Raw genomic sequence first — 18,442 nt, forward strand, 5'->3', positions numbered from 1 at the left:
CCTTCGACATGACGTGCGTGGCGCACCAGTCGCCGGGCCTGTGGCGGGTGCCCGGTGACCAGAGCCACCGCTACAACGACCTGTCCTACTGGACCGACCTGGCGAAGCTGCTCGACCGTGGTGGCTTCGACGTGCTGTTCATCGCCGACGTGCTCGGCATCTACGACGTCTACAAGGGCGGCCCGGAGACAGCGCTCACCGAGGGCACGCAGGTGCCCGTCGGTGACCCGCTGCTCGCCGTCTCGGCGATGGCCGCGGTCACCGAACGCCTCGGCTTCGCCCTCACGGTGTCGCTGACGTACGAGAAGCCCTACGCGCTCGCCCGAGACTTCGCCACCCTCGACCACTACACGAAGGGCCGCGTCGGCTGGAACGTCGTGACGTCCTACCTGGAGAGCGCGGCGAAGAACCTCGGCCTCGACACGCAGGTCGAGCACGACCAGCGCTACGAGGTCGCCGAGGAGTTCCTCGACGTCACCTACCAGCTGTGGGAGGGCTCCTGGGAGGACGGCGCCGTGGTGCGCGACGCCGCGCGCGGCGTCTACACCGATCCGGCGCGCGTGCACCCGATCGAGCACCACGGCCGCTACTACGACGTGCCGGGCATCGCGCTGACGGAGCCGAGCCCGCAGCGCACGCCGTTCGTCTTCCAGGCCGGCGCCTCCCCGCGGGGCGTGCGGTTCGCCGCGCGGCACGCCGAGGCCGTGTTCAACACCGCCAGCCGCACCGAGGTCATGCGGCCCCAGGTCGACGCGCTGCGCGCCGAGGCGGCGAAGGCCGGTCGTGACCCGCGCAGCATCAAGGTGTTCTCGCTGCTCACCGTGGTGACGGCCGCCACCGACGAGGAGGCGTGGGCGAAGTACGAGCAGCTGAAGAGCTACGTCTCCTACGACGGCGCGCTGACCCTCTACGCCGGCTGGAGCGGGCTGGACCTGTCGACGTACCCGCCGGACGAGCCGCTGGAGTACGCCGAGACGCAGGCCGTGCGCTCCGCGGTGGCCGCGTTCTCCACCGCCGATCCCGACCGGCAGTGGACTCCGCGCGACATCGCCGCGTGGGTGGGCATCGGCGGCATGGGTGTTGTCGTCGTCGGGGGTCCGCAGACCGTCGCCGACGAGCTGGAGCGGTGGGTGCGTGACGCCGACGTCGACGGCTTCAACCTCGCGTACGCGACGACGCCGGGCACCTTCGAGGACATCGTCGAGCACGTCGTGCCCGAGCTGCGCCGCCGCGGGCTGATCCCCACCCAGGACGAGCGCGACGCGCTGCCCGCCGGGACCACGCTGCGTGAGGCGATCTACGGCGTGGGCAGGCGCCGCATCGCCGAGGACCACCCCGCGGCCGTGCACCGCCGCGCCCTGCAGGCCAAGGCCGCGGCCCGCGCGGCTGCGGAGGACCCCACCACCACCGCCACTCCCCCGTCCGCGACGTTCAAGGAAGTTGCGCCCCGATGAGCACCACCGACTGGACCCTGGCCGCCCGCGACGCCGCCGCGAAGCTCGCGGTCGACGCCCTCGAGCGAGACCGCGCCAACGCTGAACCCCTCGCGGAGGCCCAGCTACTGCGCGAGCACCGCCTGCCGGGCCTGCTGCTGCCCGTCGAGGTCGGCGGTGGCGGCGGGACGTGGGCCGACGCACTGCGGGCCGTGCGCGAGGTGGCCGTGGCCGACGGCTCCATCGCGCAGCTTCTGGGTTACCACTACGTCAACCAGGCCAACCTCGACTGGGTGGCCGACGCGGCGACCCGCGAGCGCTGGCAGCGGCGCTCCGGCGCCGCGCAGTGGCTGTGGGGTGACGCGGTCAACCCCGTCGACCCCGACCTCACGCTCACCCCGGCGGGTCAGGGCGGTTACCGCCTCAACGGCCGCAAGAGCTTCGCCACCGGCGTCAGCAGCGGTGACGTGTCCGTGGTGTCCGGCCAGGACTCGGCGACCGGGCGCCACGTGCTCGTCGTCGTCGAGCGCGGCGCTGCCGGCGTGCAGCCCGGCGGCGACTGGGACAACCTCGGGCAGCGCCTCTCGGCCTCCGGCAGCGTCACCTTCACCGACGTCGAGGTACCGGCCGAGAACGTACTGGGCTTCCTCGACGGCGACGCCGCCACCCCGCGCGCCTCCCTGGTGACCCCGGCGATCCAGGCGGTGTTCGGCAACTTCTACGTCGGCGTGGTGCGCGGTGCACTGCAGACCGCGGCGGAGTACACGAGGACGACGTCGAGGGCGTGGCTGCTGTCGGACTCGCCCAGCGCTGCGCAGGACCCGTACGTGCTGGCCACCTACGGGCGGCTCGTGGCGCGGCTGCGTGCCGCCGAGGCGCTGGCGGACTCCGCGGGTGAGGCGCTCACCGCCGCCGACGCCGCCGGTGACGCGCTGACCTGGGACGAGCGCGGCGAGCTGGCCGAACTCGTCGCGGCGCTCAAGGTGGTCTCCTCCGACCTGGCGGTCGAGGCGACGTCGGCGGTGTTCGAGGTGACGGGCGCCCGGGCCACGAGCAACCGCGTGGGCCTGGACCGGTTCTGGCGCAACGTGCGCACGCACACCCTCCACGACCCGGTGCAGTACAAGGCGCGCGAGGTGGGTGACCACTTCCTCAACGGCACCCACCCGGAGTTCACGCTCTACACCTGAGCCACCGCCGGTGGCGGAAGCCCATGATCACGACCCACCGTTCGTGATCATGGGCTTCCGCCACCTCGGCGTCAGGGCGTCGACGGGCGGGCGAGCGCGGGGCTGCGCAGCTCGGCGAGGGACCCGGCCCGCAGCGGTGGGGTCACCCAGCGGGCGCGCAGGCTCGCCGAGGCGGCCTCGCCGCTGATCACCAGGCGGTGCGGCGTCTGCAGGAAGCGGACCTCCACCTGCAGCGACTCCGTCCCGCCCACGGCCCTGACCCAGCCGCCGCTCACCGCCAGCGGCACCACCCCGCCGCCGGTCCGGCCGAGATCCTCCGGCACCGGTGCATCGTGCAAGCGCCACTCCCCCGCGGCCACGGGGACCTCGAACCGCCAGCCCTCGGGTACTGCGGACTCCTGCACTACCAACCACCAGCCGCTGGCGCGCCGCTCCACGCGGACGTCGCTCAGCGCAGCGTCGCCGGGCTGGAGCAGGGCGGACGGGGTGAGCAACAGCCCGTCCCAGGCCAGCTCGTCGGACGGTTCGGCGGCGCCGTCAGCCGGCGGCAACGCCAGCGCGACGAGCCGCTGCGCGAGCTCGTCGTCCGCGTCCGCGCTACTGGCCGACCGGGCGCGCTCGTCGTCGTCGAGAGCGGGCAGCAGGTGGGTCCACACGGCGTCGAGGACCGCCTGCATGTCCGGAGTGTCACTCGTGATGGCGACGACGGCGTCGTGCTCGGGCAGCACGAGCATGAACTGCCCGAAGGCCCCGTCCCCGCGGTAACCGTGCCGCTGGCGCCACAGCTGGAAGCCGTAGCCCTGGCGCCAGTCGACCTCGGGCTGGTGCGGGGTGGGCAGGTGGGCGCGGGATGCCTCGTCCACCCAGGCGGCCGGCAGCAACTGCTCTCCTCCCCAGCGGCCGCGCTGCAGGAGGAGCACACCGAGTGCCGCGACCGCGTCGGTGGTGGCGTGCAGCCCGGTGAAGCCGAGGTCGCGGCCCGCGGGGTGCTGCTGCCAGCCGAAGCACTCGGTGCCGGTGACGCCGAGCGGCTCGAACACGCGTGAGTGCAGGTGGTCGAGCAGTGTCTCGCCGCGGGCGTGCTGGACTGCGGCGCCCACCGCGTACGTGCACGGCTGGTTGTACGCGAAGACCGTCCCCGGCTCGCGCTCCGGCTCGATGCCGAGGAAGCCGCGCAGCGGCTCGTCGGGGTCGGCCGCCTGAGCGCGGTCCCACGTCTCGCTGAGGTGGCCGCTTCCCATGCCGACGAGGTGCCGCAGCGTCAGCGAGCGCGCCCGCTCGCTCGTCGCGGCGTCGGCGAGGCCGGGAAGGACGTCCACGAGCCGGTCGTCCAGTGAGAGCACCCCGTCGGCCACGGCCATGCCCAGCGCGGTCGCGGTGAAGCTCTTGCTCAGCGAGTACAGCAGGTGTGGCTGTTCAGGCGCGTAGGGCGCCCACCAGCCTCTGGCCACGACGTGGCCATGGCGCACGAGGACGACGCTGTGCGGGTCGATGAGGGGGTGCGCCTCCACGGCGTCCAGGAACGCCAGCACGCCCCGAGCGTCGACGCCCTGCGCCGACGGGGAGGAGGTCGGGAGCGACGAGGGGACAACGGCGGACGACGGCGTGCTCACGCGCTCGACGCTAACCGCACTCCCGTGATCGTCGCTCGGCGCGTCGCGCCCCAATCACTCCTCCCTCACTCGTATCTTCATTCACGGAGGCCCCATAAGCCTCTCCCGCATCAACGTCGTCATCGCCCCCGTTGTCGACCTCGTCGTCGACCCTGAGAGAGCCAGGTGCGCCGTGTCCACGCCGTCCTTCATCGACAGGCTCCGCTCCCGCTCACGCCGCAGCGACAGGTCAGCCCTCCTTGGGGCCGCTCCGGACCTCGTGCTGGAAACCTCCCCCGGTCCGCTGCCGGAGGACCACTGGCATGCGGGCGACCCGCGACTCGCTCCCGGCGACACGGTGCTGCGCACCGCTGACGTGCCCTCCCCGCGGCGTCCCGTTGACCAGCACCCCGTTGATCGGCACCCCGTTGATCGGCACGACCTCGCCGTCGTCCCCGAGGTGGACCTGCGCGCCGACGTCGTCGACCTGCGAGGCGCAGCCGCCCCCGTGGCCCCCACCGCCCCGGCCCCAGCCACCGAAGCCGAACTGCCCGAACCGTCCGCGGACCCGTCGAAGCCCGACCGGCCCGTCCAACTCGGCTGCGACGAGCCCAGCACCTGGTGGGGGTGACGCGCAGGGCAGGGTGGACCGCACGGTGGCTCCCCCGCCCGGAACTCCCTCCAGTGCGCCGACAGGCCCCTCGCGTCTCTCCAGCAACAGACCGGGAAAACGTCTCCCGGACCTACCTGGAGAACAGCGGGCTCAGGAGCTGCTGAGCTGCTGCACGACCTCGTTGAGGTAGGCCCGGCGCAGGGCGGCGTGCTGACCGAGCCCGTCGGCGGTGGCCAGCAGCTGGTCCGTGCCGTCCAGCTGGGCGGTCTGCTCGACGGCGTCGCGGTAGGCCACCGCAGCTCGCCGCGCCGAGGCGGGAAGGTTGAGACGCACCGTGACCTCGCGCTCACCGCGGACCGCCGCGGCCGTCACCTGCTCCCGCAGCTGCCGCCTGCCGGCCTCGAAGCCTCTCGCGGCGGCGTCGAGCCGCGCGGCCAGCTCCAGCTCTGCCTGGTGCTGCGGTCGGTTGTGCTCCAGCGCCGACGCCCCTCCAAGCTGGGAGGCCGCGATACCTGCCGCGGGCGTGGCGAGCAGCACCAGCTGCAGCTCGCGCAGCAAGTCGTCCATAGCTTCCTCGGCGGCGATCATCGCGGCGACGGGAAGGGCCCTCAGCTCGATGGCGCGCGTCACCTCGACGGCGACCATCGAGGAGGTGATGATGCCCGCCGTCGGGGTGTGGGGCGCCGCCGTGCCGCGGGCGCCCGACGGGCCCCCGGGCAGACCACGTACGGGGGCGGAGGGGTGTCCAGCCGGCAGGTCGGGGCCGGCGTCGTCGTCGCTCCAAAGGGCCAGCAGCTGCGCGGTATCCAGGTCGGGCGGGGCCACCGGCGCGGTGGCCTCCACCTCGAACCACACGGCCTTCCCCTGCCCGTGCGGGTGGCTGCCCCAGCGCACGGCAGTGCAGGCGACGAGGTCGAGGCCCCGCCCGCTCATGGCGCTGGCCGAGTGGGGCGTGTGCACGGGGGGCAACGGCGAGGCGTCCTCCACCTCGACGCGCACCCCACCCTCAAGGGTGGGGCGCAGGTGCACGGAGAAGCCGCTGCGAGCGTGGAGGACGGCGTTGGCTGCCAGTTCGGAGACCAGCAGGCCGGCGTCGTCGGCACAGCCGCCGAGTTCGACGGCGTCCAGCACGGACATGACGAAGCGCCGCGCCAGGCGGACGGCCTCGAGCTGCGCGGGGTAGGGAGGTGAGACGACGTGCGCGTCCTGCTCCCACGCCCGCACGGCGGCGCTGTCGTCGCCCATCTGCTGCTCTGCCTGCCTCGGGGGGTCGGGTCGGCTGAGTCGCCCACGGTAGGTGATGGGGAGCTCCCGCGTCCCCGACTCCGCCGCGCCGGTCTCCCCGGTGATGCCTGGACCTGGCGACAACTCGGTCACGCGCCCGCCTCGAGCACGACACGCAAGGCCGCCGCGGCCGCGCGCGGCAGCAGGAGCTCGGTGCGGCTCTCGGTCAGCACGAGCAGGTCACCGTCGTCGGACGAGGCGCGCACCAGCACGAGGACGGCGTCAAGCACCACTCCGGAGTCCGCCAGCCAACGGAGCACCGCGGGGTCGTCGTCGGAGATCCGCGCCACGCGCACCCGGACGCCCTCGCCGCAGCCGGTGAGCAGCACGGCCGCGGGGCGGGAGTAGGCGCCGTCGGCGGCGGGGATCGGGTCGCCGTGGGGATCGCGCGAGGGGTGGCCGAGCAGTCCGTCGATGCGCTCGAGGAAGAGCTCCGACACCACGTGCTCCAGCACCTCCGCTTCCTCGTGCACCTGGTCCCAGCCATAGCCGAGGTGCTCCACCAGGTAGGTCTCGAGCAGGCGATGGCGGCGCACCACACGCAGAGCGCGGGTCCGCCCCGCCTCGGTGAGCTCCACCGGGCGGTACGGCGCGGGCACCACGAGCCCAGCGTCGACGAGGCGTTTGACCTGCTCGGACACCGTGGACGGGGCCAGCCCCAGGCGGGCGGCCAGAGCGGAGGTGGTGACGGGAGCGTCGTCCCACTCCTGGGCCGACCAGATGGTCTTGAGGTAGTCCTCGGCGACGGCGGTCACGCCGTCGCCGGCCTCACGAGCGCGGTCGGGACTCACCCGACGATCGTCGCGCACGGTCACCGCCTCGCGCACATCGCCGTCCCCGAGCTCTTCGTCAGGCGCCGTCGGCCTCGTCCGAGGCGGCCTCGTGCAGCTCGTGGGCGACGGTGGTCACCGCACGACGGGCGATGGCTCCCTCGTGCCGCAGCTTCCGCAGATCGAGGGCCTGCACGTCACCGTGCTCCGCGACCTGCTCCACCTCCCGGAGCCCGTCGGCCAGCTGCAGCACCCCCAGGTTGGCGGCGCTCCCGGCCAGCTTGTGCGCGACGGCGCGCGTGGCCCTGTCGTCTCCGCAGGCTGCTGCGGAGGTCAGCTCGACCAGGGACACCGGCGCCTGCGCGGCGAAGGAGAGCAGGAGACGGGAGAAGAGCGCGCGCTCGGCGGGGTCGCCGACGTCGCCAAGTTCGGCGAGACGGTCCCGCACCGAGCTGGCCACCATGCGGGTGGGGGCCTCGGCGGCCTCACCGACGGCCCGCAGCAGCGCCTTGGGGGCGAACGGCTTGCTGAGGTAGCTGCACCCGAGGGCGCGGCCAGCCTCGGCGTCGGCAGGCAACGCCCGCCCGGACAGGAGCACGACAGGCACCTGTGTCGTCTCCGGGTTGCCGCGCAGCTCGGCGACGAGCGCCAGCGCGCTCCCGCCGGGCATGAACATGTCGCTGACCATGACGTCGGGGAGATCCTCGCCGAGCTGCTCGCGCGCGTCAGGCGCGGACGCGACAGCCACGACGTCGTGGCCCGCCAACTCCAGACGCGAGGCGATGAGCTCCCGCGTGACGTCGTCGTCCTCCACCACGAGAACGGTGACCACGGACACCTCCGGCTCCTGCGTTCACCGGGGCCGCGTCGCGGCTCGGCTGTCCTCACTCCATCGGCTCAAGGGGGCGAGAACCTGAGCGCGCTGGACGTCGACCTAGAAGTCGACCTAGAAATCGAAGAGGTTCGCGCGGGCTCCGCCGTCACCGAACTCGTGCCGCAGCACGCCGCGACGGCGCAGCACGGGCACCAGCTCGTCGAAGAGACGGTGCAGCGTCACCGGGTGCAGGTCACCGGAGAGCAGCACCCCGTCGTTGTCGGCCTCCTCCCCTAACTCCTCGATCAGGTCCGCGATCTCCTCGGCGGTGCCGACCAGGCCCTCGCGCTTCGCGACCAGGCCCTTGCGGGCCCGGCGGCCCAGCACGTCGCGCAGCGGGGTGCTGGCGGGATCGTCGATGCCGGCGAACAGACCCTTGAGGGTGCCCCGCGAGACGTGCTGGCCGAAGGCGTCCGGCGGCAGCGGCGCGTCCAGATCGTGGGCGGTGAGGTCGGTCTCGAGGTCGCTGGACCAGTGCGCCGCGATGGTGAGCAGGTCCGCGTCGGTGGGGTGCAGGGACGCCGCCACCACGCGCTCGGCCTCCTCGCGGGAGGCCGCCACCTCGGCCTTGACCCAGAACAGCACCCGTACGTTCTCGGGCCGGCGGCCGGCGGCGCGAGCCGCCTCGTGCACGCGGGCGCGGTAGGCCCGGATGCTCGCGACGTCGAGGGGGGCGTACGCCAGCTGGACGTCGGAGTACGCCCCGGCGAAGGCGAGGCCGCGCGGGGATCCGCCGGGTGAGATCACGAGCGGTTCGCCGTCCCGCCCGTCGTCGAAGGGAGCGGCGTTGAGGGGACCGGTGACGTCGAAGTAGCGACCCTGGTGGCGCTGAGCGCGGATACGGGTGCCGTCGGCGTATCGGCCGTCGGCCGCGACCAGGGCACCGTCCTCCCAGGAGCGCCACAGGTCCTTGACCAGCGAGGTCCACTCGTCGGCGCGGTCGTACGCGGCGTCATGATCGAGCGCAGGTGCACCGCTCACGTGCCGGGCACTGCCGGTGTCGGTGACCACGTTGAGACCGAAGCGGCCCCCGGAGAGGTGCTGCAGCGTGGCTGCCTGCCGGGCGGCGAGGTAGGGCGGGGTGATGCCGGCGTTGACCGTGGGGGCCAGCCCGATCCTCGATGTCGCGGCGAACAGGTACGGCGCCAGCAGCAGCGGGTCGTGCTTGGGTCCGCCGTAGGCGCCGCGCACCCGCAGGTCGAGGGTCTCGGGGTTGCCGAGGGACACCGCGTCCTCCATGACCACCAGGTCGACGCCGGCCCGCTCCAGCTCGCGCACCGCCTGCTGGTAGACGTCGGGACGGCGCCAGTCCCAGCCCCACGCCCAGTCGGGGCGGCCCCAGCCCTGCGGCCCGAAGCCGCGGGAGAAGAAGTACCCCACGTGCTGCAGACGGCTCACGCGGCACCGTCCACACGCGAACCTTCGAGGCTCGCGTCGTGCGGGGTGGCCAGCTCCGCGGCCACCAGGGCGCGGCGCAGGTCGGCTTGCAGGTCCTCGACGTCCTCGATGCCGACGGACAGGCGCACCGTGCCAGGGCCGATGCCGGCCCGCTCGCGCTCGGCCTCGGTGCGGTGGGCGTGCGTGGTCGAGGCGGGGTGGACCACGAGCGAGCGCACGTCGCCGAGGTGGGTCATGTGGCTGAACAGCTGCAGCGCCTCGATGAAGCGCCGCGCCGCCGGGGCGCCACCGCGCAGGGTCACCGCCAGCACCGCCCCGGAGCCCCGCGGCAGGTACCGGCGGGCCCGCTCGGCGGAGGGGCTGGAGGCGAGGCTGGCATGGTCGACGCGCAGCACCGCCGGCTGACGTTCGAGCCAGCCGGCCAGCAGCGCCGCGCTGCGGGAGTGCTGCGCCATCCGCAACGAGAGGGTCTCCACGCCCTGCTGCACGAGGAAGGCGTTGAACGGCGACAGGGTCGGTCCGAACCGTGCGGCGATGCCGTGGCGGGCGTGCTCGACGTAGGCGCGCTCGCCGTGCAGGTCCACCCAGCTCCGACCGCCAAGCACCGCGCTCGCCCCGGCGAGCTGCGGGAACAGTGGGGCGCCGGCGGCGTCGAGCCGGTCCCAGGCGAAGCCCCGGCCGCCGACGACGGCCCCACCGAGGGCGGTGCCGTGGCCGGAGAGGAACTTGCTGGCCGAGTGGACGACGACGTCGGCGCCGTGCTCGAGCGGGCGCATGAGGTACGGCGTGGCGAGGGTGTTGTCGACGACGAGCGGCACGCCGTGGGCGTGCGCCACCTCTGCGACGGCCGCGACGTCGAGCACCTCGTTGCGCGGGTTGGACAGCGACTCCGCGAACAGCGCCCGGGTGGTGGGGCGCAGCAGGCGCTGCCAGGCGGCCGGGTCGGCGTGGTCGTGGACGAAGTCCACCGCGATACCGAACCGCGCGAAGTTCTCCGCGAACAGGCCGCGCGAGCCCTCGTAGAGGTGGTCGGAGGCGAGCAGGTGGTCTCCGGCCTGCAGTAGGCCGAGCAGCGCGGTGGTGATGGCGGCCTGCCCCGAGCCGACCACGAGTGCCTCCGCTCCGCCTTCGAGCACGGCGAGCCGCCGCTCCAGGGCCGCCGTCGTCGGGTTGGCGATGCGGGAGTAGACGAACCCGTCCTCCTCGCCGGTGAAGCGGGCCGCGGCGGCCGCGGAGTCCTCGAAGCGGAACCCGGCGGAGACGTGGATCGGGGCGACGCGGTCTCCGTGGGGGCTGGACCCGTGGAGTCCCTCGTCACCGCCGTGGACCTGCTGGGTGGTGAAGCCGTACCCGGCGGTCCGGGAGAAGGAGGCGGGAAGGAGGGTGCGGGCAGTGGTCGAAACAGATGTCGAAGCGGGCATGACGGACCTCTCGGGGCGCGCCAACGCTGGCGCAGGGCGGGCGGGTGACTGGCGGCGCTGGGGTCAGCGTCGACAGCCGCCGCTCGTCACGAGAGCGAGGTCGATGTGCAGGCGTCGGACGAGCAACACGGTGTCCTCCATCGGCCGTGGCGGGAGCACCTGACGCCGTCCCGGGGGGACTGCGCGGGTTGCTGCGGCGTCGACGAGCCACGTCTCTCGGCCGCTCTGGATGGTCGGCGACGACGGTAGGGGCGCCCCACCCGCCTGGTCAACCATCCGTTCCCTGCTGGGTCAGGTCAGGGGAACCCGGTGCCACGCGCTCGTGTACGCGAGACCGCTGCGCTTGAACATCTGCGTCACTGGGCAGCGGCGCTCGGTCTCCGTGCGGAAGGTCGCGAAGGTCGACTCGTCGGCATCCGTCTCGACGGTGACCCGCACGGAGACGCTGTCGAAGTTGGCGTTGCCCTCGGCGCCGCCGGCGATGACGGAGGGGTCGAGGTCGCCCTGGATGTGGAAGGACCAGCGCCCCACGGCGATCCCGAGGCCAGAGGCGACCAGGCTCCCGGTGACCTGGTTGCAGCTGGTCAGAGCACCGAGGAGGTAGCTGAGGGGGCTGGGGGCGGCGTCCTCGCCCCCGAAGGAGGGGTAGGTGTCGGCCGTGAAGACATGCTCGTGGTCACCGGCGACCACGAGGCGCTGCGCGACACCAGTGCCTTCGGCGTCCACGACGAAGGGGACGGTCTCCTTGCTCATGCCCCGACGATAGGCACCGACGACGGGCAGCGCGCAGGATGGCGGGGTGAGCACGCCCCTCCCCGCGCCCCTCCTGGACCTCCTCCGCAAGCCCTCCCCCTGCTTCGTGGCCACGCTCATGCCGGACGGCTCCCCGCAGCTGACAGAGACGTGGGTGACCACCGACGGCGAGAACGTGGTCATCAACGTGGTGGACGGGATGCAGAAGGCGCGCAACGTGGCGCGCGACCCGCGGGTGGCCGTCAACGTGGTGGACCCTGACGACCCGTTCCGCTTCTTCCAGGTGCGCGGTCGGGTGGTGAAGGCCACCACCGAGGGCGGGCAGGAGGGCATCGACGAGCTGTCGATGAAGTACCTGGGCCGGCCCTACCCGCAGTTCGACGGCGGGGGCGTGCGCCTGGTGCTGACGATCGCTGCCGACTCGGTGACCTCTCCCCGGGGCTGAGCCCTCGCCAGCGCCGCCCCCTCGGCGCGACCATGGCGCGGTGAGCGCTGCGAAGACCACCTGCGTCGTCGTCGGCGGGGGCCCGGCGGGCGTCGTCCTGGGGCTCCTGCTCGCCCGCGCGGGTGTGGAGGTCACCGTGCTGGAGAAGCACGCCGACTTCCACCGGGACTTCCGCGGCGACACCGTGCACCCCAGCACGCTGCAGCTCCTCGACGACCTGGGCCTGTACGAGAGGTTCGCCGCGCTCCCGCACAGCGAGGTGCGCCGGGTGGAGCTCGCCGCGGGCAGCGGCGCGGTCGTGGCCGACTTCGAGCGCCTCGGGCGCCTGCTGCCGGGACTGCGCCACCCCTTCATCGCGATGGTGCCCCAGTGGGACCTCCTGACCCTGCTGGCCGACGCCGCCCGCGAGGAGCCGTCGTTCACCCTGCGGACCAGCACGGAGCTGACCGGGCTGCTCACCGGGCCCGCCCGCGGGACCAGCGCTGGCGCGCGCGTGACCGGTGTGCGGTGGCGCAGCACCGACGACGGCGGTGTCGTCGAGGGAGAGCTCGAGGCCGACCTCGTGGTCGCCTGCGACGGACGCCGGTCCACGGCGCGGCGGGCGGCGGAGCTGGAGCCCCGCGAGTTCGAGGTGCCCTTCGACGTCTGGTGGTTCCGGCTGCCCGTGGACGACGACGAGCCCGACGCGCGGCTGCTGCCGGTGATGGCTCCCGGCCGGGCGATGATCGTCATCCCCCGTCGCACCACCACCGAGCGGTACCTGCAGGTCGCCTACCTGGGCCCCAAGGGCGGTGACGCGGCGCTGCGGGCGCGCGGCGTGGAGGCGTTCCGCCGCGACGTCGCCGAGATGCTCCCCGACCGCGCCGCGAACGCGCTGTCACCGGACGCGATCCGGTCCATGGACGACGTGAGCGTGCTCGACGTCCGCCTGTCCCGGCTGCCCGTCTGGCACCGGGAGGGGCTGCTGTGCCTCGGCGACGCCGCGCACGCGATGTCGCCCGTGGGCGGCGTGGGCATCAACCTCGCCGTCCAGGACGCCGTCGCGGCGGCCCGCCTGCTCGCGACGCCCCTGCGCGAGCGGCGGGTGCGCCGCACCGACCTGGCGGCCGTGCAGCGGCGACGGACGCTCCCCACGGTGCTGACGCAGGCGCTGCAGCAGCAGGCCCACCGGAGGGTGCTCGCACCGGTGCTGGCCGGGGCGCAGGGAGGGCCGCCCCGGGTCGTGACCGCTGCGCTGCAGCGGGTGCCCCAGCTGGCCGTGGTGCCGGCCGCCGTGGTGGGGATCGGCGTGCGCCCGGAGCGCGCCCCGGCCTGGGCGCGCCGTCCCCCGTCGCCGTCGGCGCCGCCGTCCCCGTCCGCCGCCGTCAGCCACTGACCACCCATGCCGTCATCGACGGCGGCAGGTGCCCGCCGTCGTCGAGGGGGCCGCTGGTCAGCACCAGCTCCCCGGTCGGCAGCGGCACGGACGGGCCGCTGCCGTCGGCGGCCCCGACGTTCACGACGCAGTGCCACCGCTCACCGCCCCGGGCGCCACCGGCGCGCTCGTCACCCACCGGCCGCGACCAGTGCAGGACGTCGCCGGTCGAACGCTCCCATCGCAGCTGCTCGGGGCCGAGCAGCTCGCGGCGCAACTCCAGCGCCACCCGGTGCAGGTGCAGCGTCGAGCCGGGGTCGGCCTCCTGCACCGACGCCGCGGCTCCGGCGAACCACGCCGGCTGCGGCAGGTGCGGGTCCAGCCCGCCGTCGGGGCCGAACCCGAACGAGGAGCCGTCGGGAGTCCACGGGATCGGGACGCGGCAGCCGTCGCGCCCCTTCTCGGCGCCCTCGGAGCGGAAGGCGATGGGGTCCTGGAGAACTTCCGGCGGGAGGTCGGCCACTTCGTGCAGCCCGAGCTCTTCCCCCTGGTAGAGGTAGGTCGAGCCGGGCAGCGCCAGCTCCAGCAGCAGTCCGGCGCGAGCGCGGCGCAGCCCGAGGGGCTTGTCGAGCGCGGGGGTGGCGCCGTCCCGCGTCACCCAGGCCTTGGCTGCCACGTGTGAGGGCAGCTCCGGGTCGGGCGGGAGCCCGTACCGGCTGGCGGCGCGCACGCAGTCGTGGTTAGCGAGCGTCCACGTGCATGAGGCGCCGACGTCCAGCTGCTCCAGGCCCAGCTCCACGCCGCGGCGCAGCTGCGCCGCGTTCCACCCGGCCTCGAAGAGGTCGAAGGTGAACGCCTGCCCGAGGCTGCTGGGATCGGAGTAGCGCCAGCGCCGGGAGGGGTGCACCGACGCCTCGGCGACCGCCGCGCGCGGCGGGTCGTAGGTGTCGAAGAGCGTCCGCCACTCGCGGTAGACGTCCATGAGCTCGTCACGGTCCCACAGGGGGTGGCTGCCGTCGTCGTAGAGAGCGCTGTGGGTGCTGGGCAGCTCCACGTCGAGGTTGTTGTCCACATCGCGGACCAGACCGTGTGCCACGTCGACGCGGAAGCCGTCCACGCCCCTGTCCGCCCAGAATCTGAGGGTGGCCAGGAAGTCGTCACGGACGTCCCGGTTGGACCACTCCAGGTCGGGCTGCTCGCGCGCGAAGGCGTGCAGGTACCACTGCCCGTCGCCGACGGGTTCCCACGCCGAGCCGCCGAAGATCGACTGCCACGTCGACGGGGGTTCGCTCATCGGCCCGGCAGGTCCGTCGCGCCCGTCGCGGAAGACGTAGCGCCCTCGGGCCGCGGAGCCCCGCGGCGAGGCGAGGGCCTCGCGGAACCAGGGGTGCCGGTCGGAGGTGTGGTTGGGGACGATGTCGACGACGACGCGGATTCCGGCCGTGTGCAGCGCCTGCGTCATCTCGTCGAAGTCGGCCAGGGTGCCCAACCGCGGGTCTACCCCACGGTGGTCGTCGACGTCGTATCCGCCGTCGGACAGGGCCGAGGGGTAGAACGGTGAGAGCCACACCGCGTCGACGCCCAATGCGGCCAGGTACGGCACCCGCGAGGTGACCCCGCGCAGGTCGCCCACACCGTCGCCGTCGGAGTCGGCGAAGGAGCGCGGGTAGACCTGATAGACGACGGCCTGCCGCCACCAGGGCCGCTGTTCCGTGGGGTGGGCGGTCACTTGATGGCCCCTCGCGTCATGCCTGACATCACCCAACGCTGGGCGAAGACGTAGACGACGATCGTCGGCGCCATCGCCATGAGGTAGCTAGCGAACGCCACGTTGTAGTCCGTGGAGAACGAGCTCTGGAAGATCTTCTGGATGACGGGGATCGTCTGCAGGTCGGAGTTCGCGGTGATGAGCGAGGGCATCATGTAGTCGTTCCACGCTGCGAGGAAGGCGAAGATGCCGACGGTGGCGTTCATGGGCGCCAGCAGCGGGAAGATCAGCTTCCAGAAGACCTGCCACGTGGTGGCGCCGTCGATGCGGGCGCTCTCCTCCAGTTCACCGGGGATGGAGCGCAGGAAGGCGGAGTAGAGCAGCACGCTGAACGACAGCTGGAACATGACGTGCAGCAGCGCCACTCCGACGGGGTTGTCCAGGCTGAGGTACGCGGTGAGCTTGACCTGCGGGAGCGCGATCACCGGGAACGGGATGAACATCGCCGCGAGCAGGTAGAAGTAGCTGTACCGGAAGAGCTTGTGGTCCCACTGGCGGACGATGGCGAACGCCGCGAGCGACGCCAGGACGATGACTCCGGCCACGCTGGCCGTCGCGACGAGCACCGAGATGACGAAGGCGGTGGGGAAGCCGACGAGGTTCCAGGCGTCCGCGAAGCTGCCCGGGTTGAACGGCGCCGGCAGGGAGAAGCCGTTGCCGTCCACGGACTGCGCGGGCGTCTTGAACGCCATGGTCACGGTCAGGTACAGCGGCAGGAGCACCGTCAGGCTGCACACGGCAAGCACTCCGGTGACGAGCCACGCGCTGCGGCTGGCGCGCCCGGTGACCGCACCGGTCCCGTGCTGGTGGCCTTCGTTGCGCCGGGCGGCCTTGGCGGCGGTCTCGACGGTGGCCGGATCTGCTGCGATGGCCATTACAGGCTCACCCCTCGGCGGTTGATGATGCGGAGCTGGGCGATGGAGATGAGCACGGTGATGACGAAGAAGACCACCGCGTTGGCCATCTGGTAGGCGTAGTCGCCGCTGGTGAAGCCCGTGAAGATGGTCATGGCCACGGACGACGTCGACGTGCCCGGCCCACCGTCGGTGAGGCCGACGATGATGTCGTAGGCATTGAGGAAGTTCTTGAAGCCGAGCACGGTGTTGATCACCACGTACCCCGCCATGAGCGGCAGCGTGATGGCCGTGAACTGCCGCCACGGGGAGGCGCCGTCGAGCGACGAGGCCTCGTAGACCTCCTCGGGGATGGCCAGCAGGCCGGCCAAGTAGATGATCAGGGCACTGGGGACGGCCTGCCAGGCGGTGACGACGACGACGGCCACCCACGCCCAGTCCGCGTTCGCCAGGATGCTGCTGCCACCGAACACGGCGGGGATGGTGGTCGAGAAGACGTAGTTGAAGACGTACGCGATGACGATGCCCGAGACCACCATCGGGATGAAGAAGACCCCGCGCAGCGCCGTCTTGAACTTGATCCTCGAGTTGAGCAGCACCGCGAGGAACAGAGCGATCGCGTTGACCAGCAGCACGGTCACCACGGAGAAGCCGATGGTGAAGCCGTAGGAGCGCAGGATGCGCGGGTCGGTGAAGAGCACGAGGTAGTTCGACACCCCGATGAAGCTGTACTCGCCGTAGCCGACGTAGTTGGTGACGGAGAAGAACATGCCCGCCAGTGCCGGACCGACGATGAGCAGCGTGAACAGCAGCAGCGCGGGCAGCAGCATGAGATAGAAGGCCGCGTCGACCTTCTTGCGCGTCCGGCGCACGGTGACCGCCGCCGGGCGGGTGGCGCTCATGCGAGCGCCGACCGCTTGGCGAGGCGGTCCCAGTCGGCGTCGAGGATGCGCAGCATGCCGTCTCCGTCTCCATCGAGGAGGGCGCCCTGGAAGTAGTTCCAGAGCGGGATGGTGTTGGGCACGAAGGTCCCCGCGCCCTGGTAGATGCGACCCGCCTCGAGGTAGGGCGCGAGCCCGGCCGTGCGCGGGTCGGTGGTGCCCTGGGCGCCCAGCAGGGGCGAGAAGGCCAGGTTCTTCTGGTTGTAGGTGGCGCACACCTCGGGGGTCATCATCCAGTCGACGAACGCGAGGGCTCCTTCGACGTCGGCACTGGCGGTGGGCACCCACATCGCGAGGTCGAGGTTGACGCGGACGGCCCGGTCGTCGGGATCCTCTGTCATCGGCAGCGAGAAGGTCCCCAGCTCCAGGTCCGGATCCGTCTTGGCGATCTCCCCCAGGGCCCACGGTCCCTGCAGGTACATCGCGACCCGCCCCTGCCCCATCGCGAGGTTGCCGTCGGCGTAGGTCTTGGAGGGGAAGTCGGGGTTGAAGTAGCGCCGCAGCTCCAGGACGTTCGTCATTACCGGCCTGAAGGTCTCGAGGAACGTCGGCTTCCCGGAGGTGTCGCCCTCAGCGAGCTTGGCCTTGAAGAACGCCGGGACGTCCGCGCCGCTGCCGGTGGCGTAGTCCCACATGCCCTGCCCGAGCGTCCACACGTCGCGGGCGGTCGTGTAGATCGGCGTCACGCCGGCGGCCTGGAACCTCTGGCAGGCGGCGAGCAGCTCGGGGTACGTGGTGGGTACCTCGACGCCGTTGTCGGCGAAGAGCTGGACGTTGTAGATGACACCCGCCGCTGTCACCGACCAGGGAAGCACACTGGTCTGGCCCTCGTAGGTGGCGTACTGGTCCACCAGGGCCTGGTAGCTGGGGTTGATCTGCTGCGCGGCCGGGCGGTCGGCGAGGTCGGCGAGCACTCCACCGCGGACGTAGTTCGACGTCTCGAGGTTGTAGTTGTAGCAGGCGACGTCCGGCGGGACCCCCCGCACGAACTGCGGCACGATCGACGCCTGCGTGCCGTCGTGGTCGATGAAGACCCGGGCCTGGCTCGCATTGAACTGCGTGGCGAGGTCGTCGAAGTAGGCCAGCACCTCCGGCTTGTTGGCCAGCCAGCGCAGCGTGGTCGCGCCGCTGGCGGCGCCCGAGCCACAGCCGGCGGTCGTCAGCGGGAGCGTCCCCGCGGCGGCACCGACGCCGAGGAGCTTGAGCAGGGACCGGCGGCTCACGCCGCCGCCCGGAGGTCCGTTCACGAGCACTCCTTCGTGCTGGATCCCGCAGTGCGGGGTATTTGATTGACGACCTGAAGGAACTTGCGGCAAGGTTCCCCCGTGACCGCCGCAGAGTCAAGTGCTGGGTTTGTCCACCGCCCGAGGGAGCACCCGCCGACGTCTTCCACGACGCGCGCACTGCGCCTCACCTCGACCACGGCTGTCCTGCAGGCCCTGTGGCACGGCGAACCGGTCACCGGCAGCGATCTGATCGCGACGACGGGGCTGACGCGTGCCACCGTCCATGACGTCTGCGCCGACCTCATCTCCACCGGCTGGGTGGAAGAGCTCGCCGACCAGCGCACCCACGGCAGCTACTCCCGCGGACGCCCCGCCCGCCGCTACGGGCTGCGAGCGCAGGCTGGCGTGGTGGTGGGCGTCGAGGCCTCCAGTGAGCCTTTGCCACTAGCGCGTCGGCGGTGACGCTGCGTGACCTTGGGTTGCGAGTCGAGGGTGGGACCCCGAAGGATGGATCGGTCCGCTCAAA

17 protein-coding genes are annotated in these 18,442 nt (G+C 72.5%); 6 read left to right on the plus strand and 11 right to left on the minus strand.

Annotation, left to right across the window (positions count from 1 at the left end; all coding sequences use genetic code 11):
• The first annotated feature begins 8 nt into the window (after positions 1 to 8).
• Complete coding sequence (locus BXY45_RS17925) at positions 9 to 1,454, plus strand: LLM class flavin-dependent oxidoreductase (RefSeq protein ID WP_109775915.1); 1,446 nt, start codon at positions 9 to 11, stop codon at positions 1,452 to 1,454.
• Positions 1,451 to 2,623 carry an acyl-CoA dehydrogenase family protein gene (locus tag BXY45_RS17930; protein ID WP_109775896.1) on the plus strand — a complete coding sequence of 391 codons (1,173 nt, stop codon included), beginning with the start codon at positions 1,451 to 1,453 and terminating at the stop codon, positions 2,621 to 2,623. Before BXY45_RS17925 ends, BXY45_RS17930 begins: the two co-directional genes overlap by 4 nt.
• Positions 2,624 to 2,694: 71 nt before the next feature.
• Here the strand turns inward: BXY45_RS17930 and BXY45_RS17935 are convergent, their stop codons facing one another.
• The gene (locus BXY45_RS17935; protein ID WP_109775897.1) at positions 2,695 to 4,236 is read right to left on the minus strand and encodes a serine hydrolase domain-containing protein; all 1,542 of its coding nucleotides are present in this window, start codon (positions 4,234 to 4,236) and stop codon (positions 2,695 to 2,697) included.
• A 172-nt stretch (positions 4,237 to 4,408) separates the two neighbouring features.
• Between BXY45_RS17935 and BXY45_RS17940 the strand changes: the two genes are divergently transcribed.
• Positions 4,409 to 4,846 (plus strand): hypothetical protein, encoded by a 438-nt coding sequence (locus BXY45_RS17940; protein ID WP_109775898.1) that lies wholly within the window; start codon positions 4,409 to 4,411, stop codon positions 4,844 to 4,846.
• A 132-nt stretch (positions 4,847 to 4,978) separates the two neighbouring features.
• On the opposite strand, the gene BXY45_RS17945 is transcribed toward BXY45_RS17940, so the two are convergent.
• From BXY45_RS17945 to BXY45_RS17970, 6 genes are all read right to left on the minus strand, one after another.
• Positions 4,979 to 6,205: an ATP-binding protein gene (locus tag BXY45_RS17945; RefSeq protein ID WP_146211258.1), complete on the minus strand. Its 1,227-nt coding sequence runs from the start codon at positions 6,203 to 6,205 to the stop codon at positions 4,979 to 4,981.
• A complete protein-coding gene (locus BXY45_RS17950) occupies positions 6,202 to 6,903 on the minus strand; it encodes a metal-dependent transcriptional regulator (RefSeq protein WP_109775916.1) in 702 nt (233 codons plus the stop codon). The genes BXY45_RS17945 and BXY45_RS17950 overlap by 4 nt, the downstream gene beginning before the upstream one ends.
• A 58-nt stretch (positions 6,904 to 6,961) precedes the next feature.
• Positions 6,962 to 7,720: an Hpt domain-containing response regulator gene (locus BXY45_RS17955; protein ID WP_109775900.1), complete on the minus strand. Its 759-nt coding sequence runs from the start codon at positions 7,718 to 7,720 to the stop codon at positions 6,962 to 6,964.
• 108 nt (positions 7,721 to 7,828) lie between these two features.
• A complete protein-coding gene (locus BXY45_RS17960) occupies positions 7,829 to 9,154 on the minus strand; it encodes an LLM class flavin-dependent oxidoreductase (protein WP_109775901.1) in 1,326 nt (441 codons plus the stop codon).
• Positions 9,151 to 10,575, minus strand: coding sequence for an O-acetylhomoserine aminocarboxypropyltransferase/cysteine synthase family protein (locus BXY45_RS17965; RefSeq protein ID WP_109775902.1), 1,425 nt, complete (start codon positions 10,573 to 10,575; stop codon positions 9,151 to 9,153). The genes BXY45_RS17960 and BXY45_RS17965 overlap by 4 nt, the downstream gene beginning before the upstream one ends.
• Positions 10,576 to 10,866: 291 nt before the next feature.
• Positions 10,867 to 11,328, minus strand: a complete 462-nt coding sequence (locus tag BXY45_RS17970; RefSeq protein ID WP_109775917.1) for an OsmC family protein — start codon at positions 11,326 to 11,328, stop codon at positions 10,867 to 10,869.
• A 46-nt stretch (positions 11,329 to 11,374) separates the two neighbouring features.
• Between BXY45_RS17970 and BXY45_RS17975 the strand changes: the two genes are divergently transcribed.
• Entirely contained in the window at positions 11,375 to 11,773 is a 399-nt protein-coding gene (locus BXY45_RS17975; RefSeq protein WP_109775903.1) for a TIGR03618 family F420-dependent PPOX class oxidoreductase, read from the plus strand.
• 40 nt (positions 11,774 to 11,813) lie between these two features.
• A complete protein-coding gene (locus BXY45_RS17980) occupies positions 11,814 to 13,148 on the plus strand; it encodes an FAD-dependent oxidoreductase (RefSeq protein WP_109775904.1) in 1,335 nt (444 codons plus the stop codon).
• Here BXY45_RS17980 and BXY45_RS17985 read toward each other — a convergent pair.
• Genes BXY45_RS17985 through BXY45_RS18000 form a run of 4 tightly spaced genes read right to left on the minus strand, consistent with a single transcriptional unit; the run spans position 13,138 to position 17,937 of the window.
• On the minus strand, positions 13,138 to 14,856 hold the full coding sequence (locus tag BXY45_RS17985; protein WP_172601970.1) for a glycoside hydrolase family 13 protein: 1,719 nt from the start codon (positions 14,854 to 14,856) through the stop codon (positions 13,138 to 13,140). The genes BXY45_RS17980 and BXY45_RS17985 overlap by 11 nt on opposite strands.
• Complete coding sequence (locus BXY45_RS17990) at positions 14,853 to 15,770, minus strand: carbohydrate ABC transporter permease (RefSeq protein ID WP_109775906.1); 918 nt, start codon at positions 15,768 to 15,770, stop codon at positions 14,853 to 14,855. Before BXY45_RS17990 ends, BXY45_RS17985 begins: the two co-directional genes overlap by 4 nt.
• A complete protein-coding gene (locus BXY45_RS17995) occupies positions 15,770 to 16,651 on the minus strand; it encodes a carbohydrate ABC transporter permease (RefSeq protein WP_109775907.1) in 882 nt (293 codons plus the stop codon). Before BXY45_RS17995 ends, BXY45_RS17990 begins: the two co-directional genes overlap by 1 nt.
• Positions 16,648 to 17,937, minus strand: coding sequence for an ABC transporter substrate-binding protein (locus tag BXY45_RS18000; RefSeq protein WP_211319718.1), 1,290 nt, complete (start codon positions 17,935 to 17,937; stop codon positions 16,648 to 16,650). Before BXY45_RS18000 ends, BXY45_RS17995 begins: the two co-directional genes overlap by 4 nt.
• A 78-nt stretch (positions 17,938 to 18,015) precedes the next feature.
• Between BXY45_RS18000 and BXY45_RS18005 the strand changes: the two genes are divergently transcribed.
• Positions 18,016 to 18,378 carry a helix-turn-helix domain-containing protein gene (locus BXY45_RS18005; RefSeq protein ID WP_170131589.1) on the plus strand — a complete coding sequence of 121 codons (363 nt, stop codon included), beginning with the start codon at positions 18,016 to 18,018 and terminating at the stop codon, positions 18,376 to 18,378.
• Positions 18,379 to 18,442 lie beyond the last annotated feature (64 nt).

The organism is Quadrisphaera granulorum (genome assembly GCF_003149145.1).
Lineage (GTDB): Bacteria > Actinomycetota > Actinomycetes > Actinomycetales > Quadrisphaeraceae > Quadrisphaera > Quadrisphaera granulorum.

Coding starts and splice junctions, on each gene's coding strand:
- BXY45_RS17925 (WP_109775915.1), top strand. CDS start 9: ATGACGTGCGTGGCGCACCAGTCGCCGGGCCTGTGGCGGGTGCCCGGT.
- BXY45_RS17930 (WP_109775896.1), top strand. CDS start 1,451: ATGAGCACCACCGACTGGACCCTGGCCGCCCGCGACGCCGCCGCGAAG.
- BXY45_RS17965 (WP_109775902.1), bottom strand. CDS start 10,575: ATGCCCGCTTCGACATCTGTTTCGACCACTGCCCGCACCCTCCTTCCC.
- BXY45_RS17970 (WP_109775917.1), bottom strand. CDS start 11,328: ATGAGCAAGGAGACCGTCCCCTTCGTCGTGGACGCCGAAGGCACTGGT.
- BXY45_RS17990 (WP_109775906.1), bottom strand. CDS start 15,770: ATGGCCATCGCAGCAGATCCGGCCACCGTCGAGACCGCCGCCAAGGCC.
- BXY45_RS17995 (WP_109775907.1), bottom strand. CDS start 16,651: ATGAGCGCCACCCGCCCGGCGGCGGTCACCGTGCGCCGGACGCGCAAG.